Source organism: Pseudomonas silensiensis, from assembly GCF_050434865.1.
Lineage (GTDB): Bacteria > Pseudomonadota > Gammaproteobacteria > Pseudomonadales > Pseudomonadaceae > Aquipseudomonas > Aquipseudomonas fluorescens_W.
In genome coordinates, this window is the sequence record NZ_JBNDJH010000004.1 from 18418 (window position 1) to 35228 (window position 16811).

Below are 16811 nucleotides of genomic sequence, written 5' to 3' on the forward strand. Positions count from 1 at the left end.
GTCTGTCAGTCTGTAGGTGGCTACCCTCTGCGCTTTTTGGGTTTCGATGCAGTCGAACTGGCCTGCTCTGTATTTTGCCCGGCGGGTGTCGCAGATACCGCCGCTTCACTTGATCGTTCCCGCATGACCACACTGTGCAGGCGGTGAGGCAGGATGCCGACTCGACGGGCCTCGATCTTGAAGGTGACTCGCGCATTGTCTTCGCTGTCCTCCCACTCATCTCGGACTGTGCGGCCTTCGACCAATACACGCATGCCTTTCTGGTACAGCGTGCGCCAGTGTTCAGCGTCGCGGTGCCAGAGTTCAACCGGCGCCCAATAGCCGCCCCGATCTTCATAGCTGCCCTCGCGTGGCGCGGGGTTGTCGAAGTACACATTCAGCCGCAGCAAACGCCGTGGCTCGTCATTGCCTGATGGAAATTCCTGGAATTCTGGCGCACTGCCGATATTGCCTTCGCCGACAAAAAAAGTACTCATCCTGATACCTCCACTGCGGTTGTGAATTGGCGCAGTAACCGTTCGGCACTGGCCATTTTGATCGCGCAGGTCGAGGCCTGGCGGTAGAGCGAATGCACCACGCTCATCTGTAGGTTCAGTGCAATGCGATCACATTCGAAACGGTGCAATCCCAGGCGTACGACCTGCGGCAGGGCTTTGTTGCAGACCTGGCGTTCCCAGACTGCAACGCCCATGCGAGAGAAATCACGGGCGCGCCAACGCAAAAAAGTGATGCCGGCACTGGTGTTCTGCAGCACCAATCGAATATCCAGCAGTGAGTAAGGGGGCTGTCCGGCCTGCTGCACCACAGCCTCCATCAGGTGACATAGCTGCACCTCGATTTCCCTCGCCACCTGCGCCAGATGCTCCAACTCCCCCTTACCCTTAAAGGGCTTTAAAAGGCCTTTTAGGGAGGCGGCGTGTTCCAGCTGCCGATAGGCCTCCGGTGTCAATGCTTCGAAGGGCATTGGTTGAGCCAGGATCATGGGATTCATGCTTCGTCCTCCGGCTCATCCACTGTCGCAGATGGCTCTCCCGCTTCCTCTGCCAACGCATCAGCGTCATCCACTGCCACAGCACCACGACGAACGATTGGCGGCGCGAACTGGGAGCGGCGATGCCCCTCAAGGATGTCCATCGGAGGCAGCCCCAGTTTCTCGATAGCCGCAATGGCACGGGCGTTGTTCGCCGCCATGTCATCACGTGTGACGCCGGCATGCCGATAGCGCTGCGCCTGGCCGAACAGGCTGCGCAGCAGATGGGCGCCGTCGTCGATCCAGGCTTCCAAGTCTCTGCGACCGATCAAGGCGGTGTGATGAGCCAATAGGGTACGACGCACCAGGGTGTCGTAATCGGTCAGCAGGTAGACCGCCAGAAAGCCCAGCTGGCTGCCGATGTACAGCGGCAAGGTGACGGGGTGGATGTTGAGGTTGTCGCTCATGTCGATCTGTATCGGTAGGTCCTGCCTGATCCGATCCAGCTGTTGGGTCAGTTCCAGCATCCCAGCTTTGGCCTGCATCAGCTTTTCTTCGAGTTGCACGATGGCCCAGTCGGCATAGGGATCATCCTGGGCCGCGGTTTGTTTGATCAGGTTGGTGACACTGATGTAGCCGGCCATGCCCATGATCGAATGAACGCCTTCACGTGCGGTTCGACCTTGCCAGATACGGGCGGCGTGGTGAGTGTGCAGGGTCAGGGTGATGCTGCTGCGCAATGACCCCAGGTTAAGTTGATAGTGATCGGCCACGGTGTTGTCCTCGCATGGGCTTGGACGGGAACGTTGCGACAGATGACGGTCAAGGGCAGCCAAAAAGCTGAATGCGGTCTATTCGGTTTGAGAGGGTTAATTTCGGCGACGTTCGTGAGTGACGCCGTTGGCATAATTTCCAAGGGGGGGTGATGGCCGTATCGTTCGGATTGCGCAGGTTCGGCCCTTTGTGATCTCACAGTAGAACTCAGTAGATTTGATGCCAGTGGCATCAAATCTACTGAGGTCCAGGCCGTTTTCCACGCAGTTGGCGTAGCTCCTTCAGGCACGCTTGGGCGAGGGCGGAAGCGGGTTCTCCCTGTTGTCGGGACGGGCGTGACGGTGCTGTAGGGGGCGGTTCTGCAATGGGTGAGGGCTCTGCCTGACCGGCCCAAGGACGAAAGTCGCCTTTCAGCGCGCGTTGGATCAGGCCCATCAGGTAGGCCGCCGGCTTGCGGATACCACCGGCCGCACAGCGCGCACCCGCTTCGTTGAGCACCGCCTGACGATCCGCTGGCTTTAGCTTGTTCAGCGCCACGGCGACGGCCTGACGCTCGCTTGGACTCAGGTGCAGCGGAACGGGCCAGCGCAGGTTATCCACCGCTGGGGTCGCGCGCGGTACAGTACAAGTACTTTCTTTTAATACAGTACAGGCGGCGTTCGGATTCCGCACTGCGCCGGAAACATTGGCGTTCAGGCCTGGTTCGGAATCCGAACGAGGGTCTGCACGATTCCGAACGCGGTGATCTTCCCCCAGTTCGGAATCGTGCATCGCGTCATCGGTTGCCTGATCTAATCCTTGCTGCGTCCAGTGTTCGCCCCAGCTGTCGAGCCGCGTCGGTAGTCGACCCAGATCGATATGGGTGTCCTCGCGAATTTCTTCCAGAATGTGCTGGGCGACAATACGCACCGCCTTGGTGTTATGGCTGAGGCAATGTCCGACCAGCTCCAGGTAATCCTGATCCAACTCTATGGCTTCTACAGGGGTTAACGGTTCATCGTGCAGGACATACAGCGAACCTTGAAGACGCCCGCTGACCTGATCGCGCCCGCGACTCACCAAGCTGAGCCAGCGAGTGAGCCTGAGCATCGTCAACACGCGAGCAATGGTTTCACGGGAGGCTGACGCGCCATAGGGCACGCTCGACAGGTAAGGCTGCAAATCCTCATAGCGCGGCGTGACCACGCCCTGGCCTTGCAGCATGAGTCGAAACACCTGCCAGGCATTACGCTCCAATGGTGTCAGGCGATTATCCAACAGCAGCCGACGCGGCACGACTTCATGTGATTGGCCACTGAACAGAAAACCAGCCTGCAGAGCCTGGTAGGAGTGTTGTTCAGTGGTTGGGCGTGACGGCCAGCGTTCATTCAACTGCTGGGTGCTTTGCTGTAGGACACGCTGCCAGCGATTGGGAGGGGCGGTGTTCATGTTCCGTTGCTGTAATGGTCAATCTGCTGCCAAACGATGGTCAAGCTGATCTGTTGCTCCTCCGCCAGCATCATCATGGCGTCGAGCTGATCCTCGGACCCGTCTTGAGCGCGTAGTTGGCACCAACGCTGCCAGAGCGCATGTTCCTGCGCTTCGCTCAAATGTAGGGGGCGGCCTTTACGGGTTTCTATCTTAAGTAGTCGTCGGCGCAGGGCGGTTTCTGAATGTGCCAAACCAAAGCACTGATACATGATGGTGCTGCTGGCGCCGAGCTTGAGTGCTCGGTTGATCAAACGCTCGTTCTGATCGTCGCGTTCGGCTTGCTCGATCAATCGATGCAGCACCGGCGAATCAATCTTGACCTCAACCCAAGGTACGGTGGCGTGGGCCAGGCGCGACAGCGTGGTAGGCGGTAAGGATTGCAGTAAGAAGATGTCATCCTCACTCAGTCCGAGTGCTTTGCAGCGTTGCAGGTTACCCAGGCGCAGTTCGTGTAGTACCTGGGTCAGCATGGCCTGGTTGAGCACATTGAAGGACAGGTTCATGGCAGCTCCTTGGGTGACTCATCTTCAGGGGTAAGCGTTAAGTCGATCAGGCGCCGGGCCAGGCGAATCAGTCGATACAGTTTGAGTAATAGGTCGTCGGGCAGTCGCTCCAGCCCTACCTCAACGGCGGGACGATTTTGCAGCGGGAGTTGATAGATCCCCAGTAACAATTGGCCGAACAAGGCCGAGGGCAATTGTTTGCGATCCTCCCAGTTCACGTCGTCTTGAGCGCGTAGCAGGGCCAGGAGTAGCAGATGAACGCCGGTCGCACGAGCTGTCGAAAGATCAAGTCGCTCGATGTCCAGGGCGAAACCCAAGCCAAGCTTCTGATCAACGATGCACTCGGAATCCCCGGAATAGGCCGCCATTTCCCGTGCTAGTCCGGAAATGGCTAAACGCAGTTGTCCGGGAGTATCCAGTGCGGGGGCGATGTTCCAGATGTCGTCGATCGTGCAGGCTTCGACGGTCGGTGTTGCTTCAGTGGCAGTGGAGCGATCAATCTGTTTGCGAATCTGTTGGACACGTGATGGAGGGCTGACTGCTGATATGACATTCGTTTCGGGCGGGGTGAGCAGCTCCTCTCGAGCTGTTTCGGTCTGGGCTCCGGTCTCAGTTGGTTTGGGACGGGACTCGGAGGTGAGAGGTCCCGCCGCAGCTCCATCAACACTCGGCAAATGCTTGTTCTCTGAGGGCGTAGCGACGACATCGCTAGGCGTCGAGATGACCCGTTGGGTATCGCTCAGCTCCAGGGCCAACATACGGTAGGACTGTCCGAGCAAGCGGCTCATGCGTTCGAGCATTTCATCCTGGATTTGCTCAATATCGAAGGCCTCGGGTTCGGCATCGAAGTAGCCCAAGGTATCGAGCCAAAACTCGGCGAACACGAGGGGCGCGGTTGGATAACGGTTCCAGGTTCGCTCTGCCTGACTACGCAGAGCGATCAGGCGTTCGATCTGGGGCTTCCCCAAGCCGGCATAGAGGGTTTGGGGAATGGCGGGCAGTAAGTGTTCGAGGGTGTCGAGCATCCGGCTGATGTGTGACTGCGAAATTGGATAACCTCCAGCGGCAAGACGTCGTGCCAGCTCACGTTGCGAGAGCACAACTCCCTCTGGTTCGAGCATGGATTTGAGTTTGGCTACCGCTAGCGCACGCTCGATGAAGGTGAGTTGGCCGTGCAGATCGCTTTCGGCCAGATGGCCGAGTAGGGCGGCGAGTTCATTGGTCCATGGTCGGAACAGGCAATGAATGCGAAAGAAGCGCTCGTCACGGGTTTCCTGCCACAGCTCGCCGAGAATCGCCAAGCGCGTATTACCGCCGTTGCGGATGATGAAACAGGTTTCACCCGGGCGGCGGGTAATCGGCGGTGGTTGATCCAGCCCGCGTTCACGGATTGAGGCCTTGATATCTTGATAAAGCGGATTACGGATGAAGCGCGGGTTGTGTTCGTAGGGCCGCAACTGCTCCAGCGTAACCAGCATAGGTGTATCCATGACTGGATCGGACAGCTGCTCCAGTTCTGGCCCCCGAGGGAAGTGGTCCTGATGCAACTTGTCGGTGATCTGCTCCTGACTGAGCTTCTTCATCTGAACAACCTCAGTTAGCGCCGGTTGCGCAACCGGTCACCGACCTCGAACTTGACGATCTCGGCAATTCCCGAAACTTCGAAGTGTCGGGAAAGTTGTGCGAGGAACCACCCCGTGGCCGAGCGCCCAGCCTGCAGGCGAAAGACCACGGTGCAGTACTCCTCGCAAGGTGGATGATGTGGTCGAATGGAGGGTGGAACGATGATGGGAAGCTGATCCAACATCAAAGAACTCCTTGCCAAACGCTGTTGGCCTCAAGGTTGGTCAAACCCAATGACTGGGTGAGAAATGCCGGCTTGGTGATTCGTGTCATTGAACCTCCGCTTATCTGCTCACCGTTGAGATCGCCTCGCGCCATTCCGGAAACAACTCAATGGCCAGCGCTTGCATGGTTTCCAGCGCCGATGGCGAGCGTCGTTCACGTGACTGGCGCGTCTCTATTCGATGGGCCGATAGGCCGAGGGTGGCGGCGTTGAGGTATGCCACTCGGTCTGGAACTACGGTGTCTAGAACCGAGATGTGGGTGGCCCCAGCGAAGGTCTCGCGTAGGCCACAGATGATCATCCGTGTGTCCACCCGAATGGCATTCACTCGGTTCAGTAGCAGTCGCAAGGGCGGCGGTGGAATGCCCAGTTGTCGGAACGGTTCGAGCTCACTCAGCAGCTTCAAGGTGCCGCGGCGCAGTTCGCGGGCGGCGAGCATCTCCGGCGTGATAGGAGAGAGGGCGAGATCGGAGGCCAGGATGGCCATCTCCAGCAGCACGCTACGTGCGCCTTGGGTGTCGATCAAAAGCACTTCATAGTAGGGGCGGAAATTGCCGAGCAAATTGCGCAGCCGTAATCGCCCGTCGGGGGCGTGCAGCAGCAATGTACTCAGTTGGCCTTGGTCATCGTTGGAATGAATCAGGTCGAGACCGACAACCGAAGTCCTGGAAATTATCTGCGCAGAATCTGTCAGGTTGAGTGTAATGAACTCGTACGTCCCGGCGATAGCCAAGTGGCTCAACGCGTAATAGCTGGAGAGGGTGGGCTGACTATCCAGGTCCAGCAACAGGACGCGCAGGCCAGCATCCACCAGAAGACCGCCAAGATTCGCGGCCACCGTGGTTTTACCCACGCCACCCTTGGTGGAAACAATCGATACCACGTGCATGACGTCAACTGTGCTGAGCCAAGCGCTCGCTGATCCACCGCTCGATCTCCAGCGAATCCCAGCCCACAGCACGCAACCCAATGCGCTTAGCCTGAGGGAATTTCTTTTCCTTCATCAGGTTGTAGATGTGCGCACGCTTGAAGCCGGTTTTCCGTTCAACTTCATCACGACGCATGATGTGGCGCTCAGTATTTAGAAGGCTGGCGGGCTCGGTAGCTGACCGCTGATCTCTCATGACGAATACTCCGTAGCACATATCGGTTTGGCGAGGATGTGTATGGCATTCAAAATCATAACGCGGCAAAAAGCACCGCATATTGCGATAATCGTGGCCGCGATTTTCGGTACTAATCCGAACTGTCGGTGCTGCGTTTGGCTGCGGCGAATTTCTCCTCAAGCGTGCGCTGAGTAAAACCTGGCTTGCCACGGTTGTTCGCCATGAGGACACTGATGATTGATGCTTGGCTGGTGAAGCTTGAGTAATGGACGCCGCTGGGTGTTTTGCCAAGTAGCAGTCTGATAAACGCTTCGATTAGCCGCAAATACGCTCGTTCAGATCGCTCACTCGGTTTGCCAGCATTGCGCATACGGATGAGTAACTTGGCGTTTTCATGACGCAGACTATTTCGTTCTTTGGTCAGCTCGAGGATGCTTTTTTGGGCTTGTTCGCGCTCTGCTTTGTACATCCCGAGTTCCACCAACAACGTCTTGTAAACATCTAGGGTGTGAGGTGAGATGGCCTGCCTTTCGAACTGACCAAACAAGAAGTCGGGCTTCTCTGTAGGGTAGTACTGGACAAACCAGTTTTTTAGGTGCGCATGTCGAATGGTCAAAAAGGGAGGCTCCACAATTTCACCTGTAGTCACGGTGACTCCCATGTAGCCATAAGGTAATTCTTTATGACGAATTGCATCCCTCAAGAGCTCGATTCTGTGGCGGAGACACGGCCATTGCTTGAGTTTTCCTTCGAATAGGATCGAATACTCAGTCTCTTGTAAAATCCGGGTTTCAAACGGCATCAACTGGCAGCAGCGAACAGCAATCTCAATGGGGCGATAAAAAAGTTTTGCATGAGGGTGGTTGCGATAATCATCCATAAAGAGTTCCTGTCCGTCGATCAAGGTCGGGAGTGAGTAACGGGGGACTCAGCGCCCATATCGTCATTCCTTCGTTCGGATAGAGCTGGAGGTGCTTTTTTTAAAATGTCAATGATTATCGATTGCTCATGGTTTGTCGAAGGTTCTGGGACGAATGACCCTTCGTAACAAGACCTATCTCATCATCAAGAGGCAGTTTGCCTGCCTGTGGTCACGCCTTCGGAGTTTTCACCGACCAGAGTTTAAAAAATGAATTGTTCATAGCCTATCTTTCATCGTCTTTTCAGACTAAGACGCCCGACTGTTTGACCTTTAGGATCAGATCCAAAGGTCACTTCGAAAGAGAGCATCGGGTATGACTGTCGAAAAAAATTTCTCAAAGAAAGTGGTGTTAGTTACAGGTGGCACCAAAGGAATTGGCTTCGGGATAGCAGAATGCTTCCTGAAGGCCGGCGCCACGGTGCTAGTGTGCGGACGCAATGCTCCGCTGACATTACCGGGCGCAGAGGGTCGATCGGCCGAGTTTATTCCTGCAGACGTACGTGATAACGCCGATTTGGACAGACTCTTCACCCACATTCATGAGCGTTATGGCCGGCTCGATGTGTTGGTTAACAATGCTGGTGGTACTCCTTACTCTCTTGCAGCCAGCGGTTCAGCTCGCTTCCACGAGTCGTTGATCAGCCTGAACCTGACCGCGCCCTTGCTTACTGCATTGCGGGCGAATGCCCTTATGCAGGATCAGGACACGGGAGGAGTAATTCTGTTTGTCGGCAGCGTGGGCGCTTACTCGGCCAGGCCGGGTAGTGCTACCTATGCAGCGGCCAAGGCTGGCGTACTTAGTTTGACCAAGTCCTTGGCGGTGGAGTGGGCACCCAAAGTCCGGGTGGTCTGCGTCAGCCCTGGGCTGGTGCAAACTGAGCAGTCTCATTTGCATTATGGCGATGATGACGGCATCGCTGCTGTGTCCGCTACCGTGCCACTTGGACGTATGGCACAGCCTTCAGATATCGGTGAGGCCTGCTTGTTCATGGCGTCTGCACAGGCGGCCTACATCAGTGGGGTAGACCTACTGGTCCATGGAGGGGGCGAGCGTCCTGCTTTTCTCAATGCGGCGAGTGTGAACAGCGAATGAATCCCCCCCCCTTTGCTCTAGTCCTGATGGACGATGAGTCTGTTTGTTCTCTCGGCCAGCATCTGGCCAGGTTCTACTTCTTCAGAATAGGAAATGACAAATGACACAGGCGGTCATCGTATCCGTAGCGCGCACGGCAATGGGCAAGGCCTATCGAGGGGCTTTCAATGACACTGAAGCGCCAGTACTCGGTGGTCATGTAGTGCGTGCAGTGGTCGAACGGGCAGGTATCGAATCGTCCGAGGTCGATGATGTGGTCATTGGCGTAGCGGCTCAGCAGGGGACTCAGGGCTACAATCTGGGGCGGTTGTGCGCTTACACGGGCGGCCTGCCTGACTCTGTGCCTGGCATGGCGGTGGACCGGATGTGCGCATCGGGATTGATGAGCATCGCAACGGTCGCCAAGGGCATCATGTGTGGCGAACTGAACATTGCAGTGGCCGGTGGTCTGGAGTCAATTTCGCTGATCCAGAACAAACACAAAAATACTTATCGGCTCCAGTCCAAAGCTGTGCTGGAGGTCGCGCCCAGCGCATACATCCAGATGATTGAAACTGCTGAAATCGTCGCTAAGAAATATGCGATCCCGCGTGCCTTACAAGATGAGTATTCCCTGCAAAGCCAGCAACGTATCGCAGCGGCTCAACGTGATGGCCTATTCAGCGATGAAATCGTACCCATCACCACGGCCAAACAGCTGTTCGACAAAGAAGGCAACAGCCTTGGCCATGAACTGGTCACTCTGACCCAGGATGAATGCAATCGGGCAGATACAACACTCGAGAGCCTGGCGAACCTGAAGCCGGTTTGGAAGGGGGGCAATTGGATTGCTGAAGGACAACACATAACTGCGGGCAACGCCTCGCAACTGTCCGACGGAGCAGCCGCCAGTTTGCTGATGAGTGCTTCTGAAGCAAAACGCCGTGGATTACAACCGCTGGGGGCTTACCTCGGCCTTGCGGTGGCTGGCTGTAAACCTGAAGAAATGGGCATCGGTCCGGTTTATGCGATTCCCAAACTACTCAAGCAGCACGGGTTAACAGTAAAGGATATTGGGCTGTGGGAGATCAACGAGGCATTCGCCTGTCAGGTGATTTACAGCCGAGATCAGTTGGGTATTCCTCAGGACAGGTTGAACGTAAATGGCGGAGCTATTGCCATTGGACACCCGTTTGGAATGAGTGGCACGCGGATGGTGAACCATGCCTTGCTTGAAGGCCGGCGTCGTGGCGTCAAGTATGTGGTGGTGGCCATGTGTATCGGCGGTGGCATGGGAGCTGCCGGGCTTTTCGAGGTGTTATGAGCGTGAACGCCCAAACCGATGATTGGTTATCACGTATTCAATCACGCCTTGATCAACCTTATGCTCGGGTATTGGCGTGTGATCCTGTGAATCCCAGCATGATTCGGCACTGGTGCGAGGCCCACGGCATCAATGACTCACGCTATCGGGTAGACGCGGGTGGATGCAGTAACGATAGGTTATTGGCTCCGCCGAGCATGTTGCAAGTGTGGCTTCAGCCGGGCCCTTCAGGCTGGCGGCCGGAAGGCTCGGCGCAAATGGATGCGACGGAAATTATCCGGCTGTTCAGTGAGGGAGGTTATACCGGTCTGGTCGGCGTCAATGTTGATCAGGAGTTTGTTCGATACCTTCGCGCAGGCGAGCGGCTTCATAGCGTTAGTACCCTTGTGTTGGTGAGTGATCGCAAAGCCACAGGGTTGGGTCACGGATACTTCTTTACTGTGCGCCAAGACGTGTTTACTCAGGACGGTGAAAAGGTTGCAGTGCTGCACTTCCGCCAGTTTTGCTATTCGCCGAAGGAGTCGTCATGAGCAGTGCCGTGTCTGTGCGCTTTGAGGATATTAGTGTTGGCCAATCTTTGCCGGCATTTCGGGAGGAGGTGACGACCAGCAGCATTGTTGCCAGTGCCATGGCCACTCGCGATTTTCATCCAATTCACCATGATCTCGATAAGGTCCGTGAACTGGGGCATTCAGAGCTTTTCTTGAATATTTTTGCCAGTAATGCCTATGTCGAGCGCTTTGTCAGTCAATGGGCAGGTACCGAGGCGCGTCTGAGCCGAATGAGTATTCGGCTTGGTGCTCCGTGTTATGCAGGTAATACGTTGCGCATCGAGGGTGCTGTCAGCGACTTAGGGCGCGCGCCAATACGCTGGGTTGAAATTGAGATACGCGCATACGGGAATGAAGTCGCGCATGCCAGTGGGGTGGTTAGGCTGGAGTGGCCTTGAGTGGTTATTTTCAGCCGGCAAATGTAGTGTCCGATTCTCAAATAAGAATAAGCAGAGGATGACCTGATGAACGATGGCAGTACGGCGGCCGCTATCGGCCCCAACGAAAACGCCAAAGCGTGTGTGGTTGTGGCCGGCCCTGCGCTGGTTGCATTAATCCCTATGGCGGCAGCGCCCGCGCTACCAGCCATGGCGGTACAGTTTGCCGCCGAAGGTGACGGAGCACTATTTGCGCAGCTAGTAATGACGATTCCCGCAGTCATGGTCATTCTCGCCGCTCCTCTCATGGGCTATCTCGCTGAGCGTATTGGGCGTCGACTGGTACTGCTCAGTTGTCTGTTTTTGTTCACCCTTTCGGGTGCTTGTGTGATGTTGGTGAGCGATCCCTGGTTGCTGATCGCCTCACGATTATTGTTGGGTGTTGCTGGCGGTGGGTTGTTAACCATTTCGTTTGCATTGGCGGGTGATTTCCAGGGACACCTTCGAGAGCGCGTACTTGGTTTCGCCGGGGCGGGCGCAGCGCTGATGGCCATTGTCGCGATGGTCGCCGGCGGGCATCTGGTGGATTTACTGGGATGGCGAGGGCCTTTCGTACTCTACTTGCTAGGTTTGCCTGTGGTACTTCTGGGCTGGTTTGTAGTGGCTAGACATCGCGCTGTAGAATCTGTTTATAGCGACGTCAGGTTTCCGATAGGCAACCTTTGGCCGCTTTATCTGCTGACCATTGTTTTGACCATCGGCCTATTCATGCCGGGTATTCAAGGACCGTTTCTACTTGAGGCTGATGGAGTCGAGAGCGCGACGACGCGAGGTCTGGTGCTATCGACATACTCATTGGTGGCTGCGATTGCCGCGGGCAGTTTCGGTTACTTGCGCCGTCGTTTAGAGCCAAGAGCAGTATTGGTACTCACGGCACTCGCTCTGGGAATCGGCAGTCTGGTCATGGCCGCTGCTCACGGCGTCCTCGGATTGATCCTGGGTTGTGTGATTACCGGGATTGGGGCGGGTCTGGTGGAGCCGATTACGGTATCAATGATTTTGTCCCGTGCACCGGAACCCGTTCGGGCACGGGCTGTTGGATTGCTCCTAAGTGCGGTGTTCCTCGGGCAGTTCCTTAACCCATTGGCGGTTGGCCCTCTGCGGACTCTTTACAGTATCCATGGTGCGTTTTTCGGTGTCGGTCTGATCTTCGTTGGTCTGGCGATTATGCTTTGGTTGGTCAAACGCAAGCGCGCAGATAGCTCGGTGCCAATGCCTTTCAAAAGCGAACTTTGAGCGCTGCGTTAGCGATCCTCAAATGCCCCAGCCCGGTGTTCAGGCTGGGGCATTCTTCATTGTGTTTTTTTGAAGGCAAGCTGTAGGGCAGTCGCTGCCACGCTCAAGGCTTCGTCGGCTGCATCGATGACCCCGAGCATGCTGGCGAAACCATGGATTTGCCCCTCCCACCGGTGAAGGCGAGTAACGACTCCTACCGCCCTCAGTGCTTTGGCATATGCCTCGCCCTCGTCGCACAAGGGGTCATACTCGGCGGTGATCACGGTGGCTGGCGCTACAGCAGGTGAAAGTGTGGCGCGTAACGGAGAGGCACGTGGGTCGTTTGCCGCCGATTGATCAGGTAGATACTGTTTCCAGTACCACTGCATCATTTCAGTAGTAAGAAAATAATCTTCGCCACGTGCCCGGTAGGAGGGGCTGTCGAAGCGGCAGTCGGTTACCGGATACAGCAGCACTTGATGGCGGAGTGTCGGTGTGACGTTTTGTGCGTCGATGTTGGCGATCACAGTGGCCAGATTACCTCCAGCACTATCTCCGGCGATGGCTATGCGACTTGGGTCTCCACCGAGTGAGGTGGCATTTGTGATGATCCAGTTCAGCGCGGTAAGGCCGTCATCCAAGGCCGCGGGAAATTTCGCTTCTGGCGCCAGGCGATAGTCGACCGACACAACCAGACATGCGGCCCTATTAGCCAGACAACGGCAGACGTTGTCGTGCATCTGAGGTGAGCCGAAGACAAAACCGCCGCCGTGCAGATAAAGGGTAATGGGTAGCGGACTTTCAGCGTCGGGATAGTACAAGCGCAGGCTTAATCGACCAGCGGAGCCTTCGATACTGACGTCTTCAATACGTTGCACCTCATCGCCGGGACTGAAGGGTGATTCGCCTTCAGGCATCTTGGCCAAGGCGGCTCGGATCTGGGCGCCGTCCATGCTGTAATCCATCGGAGGCATCAAGGCTAGTAACTCCAGGGCGGCCTTAGCTTGTGGGTGAAGTGGCATGAGTCTGCTCCTGTTCGTTGTGAAGGTAATCAATTGTGCTTGGTGCTCGCCAGGATGCGATGTAGTCGTCGCTCGGCCGCGGTGCGAACTTCCTGTTGGGGAAAAATCCAGAACTGTTGCGCTTCGATACCGGCCAGCACTTTTTCAGCCAGAACTTCGGGGGACATGGCATGGGTGATCAAATCACGTAGATGTGCATTCAGCTCCCCACTGTGGACAGAGCCATTGTCATTCAGGTTTCGGGCGATACCTGTGCTGATAGCAGCAGGGCAGACCACCGAGATGGTGATCGGATGTTTAGTAGCTGCCATTTCCGCAGCCAGGCATTCGCTCAGTGCTATCACTCCATGCTTGGACACGGTATAGGGCGCCACCCAAGCACCGCTGGTGAGGCCGGCCAGTGAGGCGATGTTCACGACATGGGCGCCGCCTGTTTGTTTGAGCAGGCGTGGGATGAAGGCATGTATGGCATGAATCACGCTCCACAGATTGATGTCCAGTACTCGCTTCCATTCTTGTACATCGAGTTCCCAGCTGGCACCGCTGCTCAACACTCCAGCATTATTGATCAGCAGGTCGACGCGGCCGAACTGTTCGAATGCCCTGATGGCCAGGTTCTCAACAGCAGCGAACTCGGCGACATCCGTTTCGACAGACATGGCCGTGACACCCTGCGCGCTCACCTCTGCGTGAACCTGCTCCAGACCAGCTAAGTTGATATCCGCCAGCACCAGCTTGCAGCCGTGCTTGGCCAGTGCAAGTGCCAGGCCTTTGCCGATGCCACTGGCCGCGCCGGTCACGACAGCGACCGAGTTTTTGCAGATGCGCATTGGGGGGTGTGCTCCAACTTTGTAATAAACATTGTTCTAGCGTGAGAGACGTCTGCGCAGCATCGTCCGCACGGACTAACCGGCAACTCGTCCAAATGGGGTATGTGCAGATTGGAGGTGGCGCCTAACGTGAGCAAAACCTGAGCGCGATGCGTGCCTGACGCGCGCGCTTTATGTGGTCCGGCTGGATTCGGCGCCAACGTGCGCTACGTTTTGAGGAGAGAGAGATGGCACTGGGACACAAGATCGAGTCACAAGCGATCCCGGAGCGTTACGCCCGTGGCTGGCATTGTCTGGGGTTGGCGCAGGATTACAAAGACGGCAAGCCACATAAGCTCGATGTGTTTGGCACCAAGCTGGTGGCCTTTCAGGGTGAAGATGGCAATGTGCATATACTCGATGCGTATTGCATTCACATGGGCGCCGATCTGAGTATGGGAGAAGTGCAAGGCAACTCTGTCGTTTGTCCTTTCCATCACTGGAGTTGGGGGGCGGATGGCAAGTGCAACAGCATTCCTTACTGCAAGCGAATTCCTCCAAGAGCCAAGACCAAAACCTGGCCAACGCGTGAGCAAAATCTACTGTTGTTCGTCTACAACGACCCGGAGGGCAATCCACCGCCGCCAGAAGTCGAAATTCCGCGCATCGATGCGTGTTTCTCTGATGAATGGACGGATTGGAGCGTCAAGTATTGGCTGTTCAATACTAACTGCCGCGAGCTGGTCGACAACCTGGCGGACGAAGGTCACTTCAATGCGGTCCACCATGCTCCGAATGATTATTTCGCCAACATCTTCGAAGGTCACAAAGCCAGTCAAATCACTATTGGTGGAAGTGAAACGCTGACGGAGGGGGGGTTGAGTACCTACAACACCTATTTCGGACCGGCTTACCACATTACCCACATGGTCGCCGAACAAGGCGGTATGGCCGTTGAGTCGATTCTATTGAACTCTCATGTGCCGCGGGATCTCAACAGCTTTCATCAGCGTTTTGGTGTGATCGTCAAGCGCGTGCCAGGAATGTCCGATGCCGAGAACGAGGCGTTGGCTGAAGCGTACTCGAAGGCGGTGTTCGATGCCTTCGCCCAGGACCAGGTGATCTGGGATAACAAGGTGCGAATCGACAATCCTATGCTTTGTGAGAACGACGGCCCGATTTATCAATTACGCAAGTGGTACTCGCAGTTCTACACCGACGTCGCAGATCTGCCTGCGGATGTGGGTGAGCGCAAGATTTTCGAAACCGTTACCAAAGTGACATCGCCTGCGATGCACCATGTGTTCGAGCAGGAAGATTCAGGGGATCAATGTTCCACGCCACTACAGGCTGGTCGCACGGCATGATCTGACAGATGCAAGGCGGGTGGAGGGCGGACCGGGTTGATCTTGGTTCGCCTTTTTTTTGCGTCAGTGAAACACCGGTCGGGGAGGGGCGGGGCGTTAGTCTTTTTGGACGATGCCTGGGGCCCGTGCGAATGGAAGGATAGGGTTAAAGGCACACAGTCTCTGGTGTGACCATCAGGCTTTTATAGGGAGAAATTGCATGTCCATTCAGTCCGTACCCAAGACGGCGATCCCGAGTGAGTACGACCTCGTACAGCGTGCTCGCGCGATGGTGCCGCGATTGCTTGAGCGTGCAGAACAGGCCGAGCGAGACGGTAAGGTCCCCGATGAAACGGTCGGTGAAATGCAGGAAGCCGGTTTCTTTCGTGTCTTGCAGCCCAAACGGTATGGCGGTTATGAAATGTCACCGGCGACATTCTACAAGGTGCAGATGACCTTGGCCGAGGGCTGCATGTCGACCGCTTGGATCTATGGCGTTTTGGGAGTCCATCCCTGGCAGATGGCCTTATTCGATGAACGTGCCCAGGACGAAGTTTGGGGGAGCGATACTTCCACTCTGGTAGGGTCAACTTACATGCCTGTCGGTAAAGTCACGCCGGCAGAGAAGGGGTTTCGTTTGAGTGGTCGTTGGAGTTTCTCCAGCGGTTGCGAACATGTTGAGTGGATTTTTCTAGGGGGAATGGTTCCTCCCTGCAACGAGGGTGGTACGCCGGAATACCGGACTTTTCTGTTGCCAAAAAGTGACTTCGAGATCGTCCGCAACTGGAATACCTTCGGCCTCAAGGGCACTGGGAGCCACGATATTGTTGTCGAGGATGTTTTCGTTCCGGAGTATCGAACCCATCGCACCCGTGACGATTCAGTAGCGGCCCGTCCAGGCTTGGCCATCAACGATGCGCCGCTGTACCTCTTGCCATTTGCACAGGTGTTTGTGCGTGCAGTGTCGTCTTCCTGTATTGGCGGTCTGCAGGGCGCGCTGAATGCATTTCGAGCGAGTGCCGCAGTGCAGGTCAGCCGCAATTTCCTCGGTGCGACCGCCAATGATCCGTCGGCTCAACTTGTGGCCAGCGAAGCGGCTTCAGCGGTTGATCAGCTCAAAACGACATTGTTTCGCAATTTCGAGGCGCTTATGAGCGCTGCTCAAAAGGGTGAGTCGGCCCCTATCGAAGATCGTTTGCTGTATCGCTTTCAATCGTCTCAGGCGCCGGAAATCTGCGCGCATCATGTCAGTCGTCTACTCAAGGCTTGTGGCGGTTCCGGGCTTTATCAAAGCCATCCGGTGGTGCGCTATTTCCTCGATATTCATGCGGGGCGAGCGCACGTCGCCAACTATGCAGACCCCGTAGGGCGCAACTTCGGTGGGGTGCTCTGTGGTCTTGAGAATAAAGACACTACTGTTTAAGCGCCTCTGGGCATCTTTCAG

General features: G+C 56.1%; 19 protein-coding genes. 7 read left to right on the forward strand and 12 right to left on the reverse strand.

Going from position 1 to position 16811, the window contains the following annotated elements:
• Window positions 1-20: 20 nt before the first annotated feature.
• The 10 genes from QF010_RS06660 to QF010_RS06705 all read right to left on the reverse strand — a co-directional run bounded on the left by QF010_RS06660 (window position 21) and on the right by QF010_RS06705 (window position 7549).
• On the reverse strand, window positions 21-476 hold the full coding sequence (locus QF010_RS06660) for a single-stranded DNA-binding protein (protein WP_429532654.1): 456 nt from the start codon (window positions 474-476) through the stop codon (window positions 21-23).
• Window positions 473-991, reverse strand: a complete 519-nt coding sequence (locus QF010_RS06665) for a DUF3158 family protein (protein ID WP_429532655.1) — start codon at window positions 989-991, stop codon at window positions 473-475. Before QF010_RS06665 ends, QF010_RS06660 begins: the two co-directional genes overlap by 4 nt.
• Entirely contained in the window at window positions 988-1743 is a 756-nt protein-coding gene (locus QF010_RS06670) for a PFL_4669 family integrating conjugative element protein (protein ID WP_429532656.1), read from the reverse strand. Before QF010_RS06670 ends, QF010_RS06665 begins: the two co-directional genes overlap by 4 nt.
• A gap of 238 nt (window positions 1744-1981) precedes the next feature.
• Entirely contained in the window at window positions 1982-3172 is a 1191-nt protein-coding gene (locus QF010_RS06675; protein WP_429532657.1) for an STY4528 family pathogenicity island replication protein, read from the reverse strand.
• Complete coding sequence (locus QF010_RS06680) at window positions 3169-3717, reverse strand: DUF2857 domain-containing protein (RefSeq protein WP_429532658.1); 549 nt, start codon at window positions 3715-3717, stop codon at window positions 3169-3171. Before QF010_RS06680 ends, QF010_RS06675 begins: the two co-directional genes overlap by 4 nt.
• Window positions 3714-5300, reverse strand: coding sequence for a ParB family protein (locus tag QF010_RS06685; RefSeq protein ID WP_429532659.1), 1587 nt, complete (start codon window positions 5298-5300; stop codon window positions 3714-3716). The genes QF010_RS06680 and QF010_RS06685 overlap by 4 nt, the downstream gene beginning before the upstream one ends.
• A 14-nt stretch (window positions 5301-5314) precedes the next feature.
• The gene (locus tag QF010_RS06690; RefSeq protein WP_429532660.1) at window positions 5315-5524 is read right to left on the reverse strand and encodes a hypothetical protein; all 210 of its coding nucleotides are present in this window, start codon (window positions 5522-5524) and stop codon (window positions 5315-5317) included.
• A gap of 100 nt (window positions 5525-5624) precedes the next feature.
• A complete protein-coding gene (locus tag QF010_RS06695) occupies window positions 5625-6452 on the reverse strand; it encodes a ParA family protein (protein ID WP_429532661.1) in 828 nt (275 codons plus the stop codon).
• 4 nt (window positions 6453-6456) lie between these two features.
• Window positions 6457-6687 carry an AlpA family phage regulatory protein gene (locus tag QF010_RS06700; RefSeq protein ID WP_429532662.1) on the reverse strand — a complete coding sequence of 77 codons (231 nt, stop codon included), beginning with the start codon at window positions 6685-6687 and terminating at the stop codon, window positions 6457-6459.
• A gap of 112 nt (window positions 6688-6799) precedes the next feature.
• Window positions 6800-7549 (reverse strand): hypothetical protein, encoded by a 750-nt coding sequence (locus QF010_RS06705; protein WP_429532663.1) that lies wholly within the window; start codon window positions 7547-7549, stop codon window positions 6800-6802.
• Between the two features lie 355 nt (window positions 7550-7904).
• Between QF010_RS06705 and QF010_RS06710 the strand changes: the two genes are divergently transcribed.
• The 5 genes from QF010_RS06710 to QF010_RS06730 all read left to right on the forward strand — a co-directional run bounded on the left by QF010_RS06710 (window position 7905) and on the right by QF010_RS06730 (window position 12211).
• Window positions 7905-8684 carry an SDR family oxidoreductase gene (locus tag QF010_RS06710; protein ID WP_429532664.1) on the forward strand — a complete coding sequence of 260 codons (780 nt, stop codon included), beginning with the start codon at window positions 7905-7907 and terminating at the stop codon, window positions 8682-8684.
• A 100-nt stretch (window positions 8685-8784) separates the two neighbouring features.
• Window positions 8785-9987, forward strand: coding sequence for an acetyl-CoA C-acyltransferase (locus QF010_RS06715; protein WP_429532665.1), 1203 nt, complete (start codon window positions 8785-8787; stop codon window positions 9985-9987).
• A gap of 2 nt (window positions 9988-9989) precedes the next feature.
• Window positions 9990-10517, forward strand: coding sequence for an FAS1-like dehydratase domain-containing protein (locus QF010_RS06720; protein WP_429532666.1), 528 nt, complete (start codon window positions 9990-9992; stop codon window positions 10515-10517).
• Window positions 10514-10936, forward strand: coding sequence for a hotdog family protein (locus tag QF010_RS06725; RefSeq protein ID WP_429532667.1), 423 nt, complete (start codon window positions 10514-10516; stop codon window positions 10934-10936). Before QF010_RS06720 ends, QF010_RS06725 begins: the two co-directional genes overlap by 4 nt.
• A 66-nt stretch (window positions 10937-11002) precedes the next feature.
• Window positions 11003-12211 (forward strand): MFS transporter, encoded by a 1209-nt coding sequence (locus QF010_RS06730; RefSeq protein WP_429532668.1) that lies wholly within the window; start codon window positions 11003-11005, stop codon window positions 12209-12211.
• A gap of 56 nt (window positions 12212-12267) precedes the next feature.
• Here QF010_RS06730 and QF010_RS06735 read toward each other — a convergent pair whose 3' ends face one another.
• Both QF010_RS06735 and QF010_RS06740 read right to left on the reverse strand, forming a co-directional pair.
• The gene (locus QF010_RS06735) at window positions 12268-13212 is read right to left on the reverse strand and encodes an alpha/beta hydrolase (protein WP_429532669.1); all 945 of its coding nucleotides are present in this window, start codon (window positions 13210-13212) and stop codon (window positions 12268-12270) included.
• A gap of 29 nt (window positions 13213-13241) precedes the next feature.
• Window positions 13242-14042 (reverse strand): SDR family NAD(P)-dependent oxidoreductase, encoded by an 801-nt coding sequence (locus QF010_RS06740; RefSeq protein WP_429532670.1) that lies wholly within the window; start codon window positions 14040-14042, stop codon window positions 13242-13244.
• Window positions 14043-14269: 227 nt separating this feature from the next.
• Here QF010_RS06740 and QF010_RS06745 point away from each other — a divergent pair, with 227 nt between their 5' ends.
• Together QF010_RS06745 and QF010_RS06750 are read left to right on the forward strand one after the other, a co-directional pair.
• Window positions 14270-15388, forward strand: a complete 1119-nt coding sequence (locus tag QF010_RS06745) for a 3-ketosteroid-9-alpha-monooxygenase, oxygenase component (protein WP_429532671.1) — start codon at window positions 14270-14272, stop codon at window positions 15386-15388.
• A 199-nt stretch (window positions 15389-15587) separates the two neighbouring features.
• Window positions 15588-16790, forward strand: a complete 1203-nt coding sequence (locus tag QF010_RS06750; protein WP_429532672.1) for an acyl-CoA dehydrogenase family protein — start codon at window positions 15588-15590, stop codon at window positions 16788-16790.
• The last annotated feature ends 21 nt before the right edge of the window (window positions 16791-16811 follow it).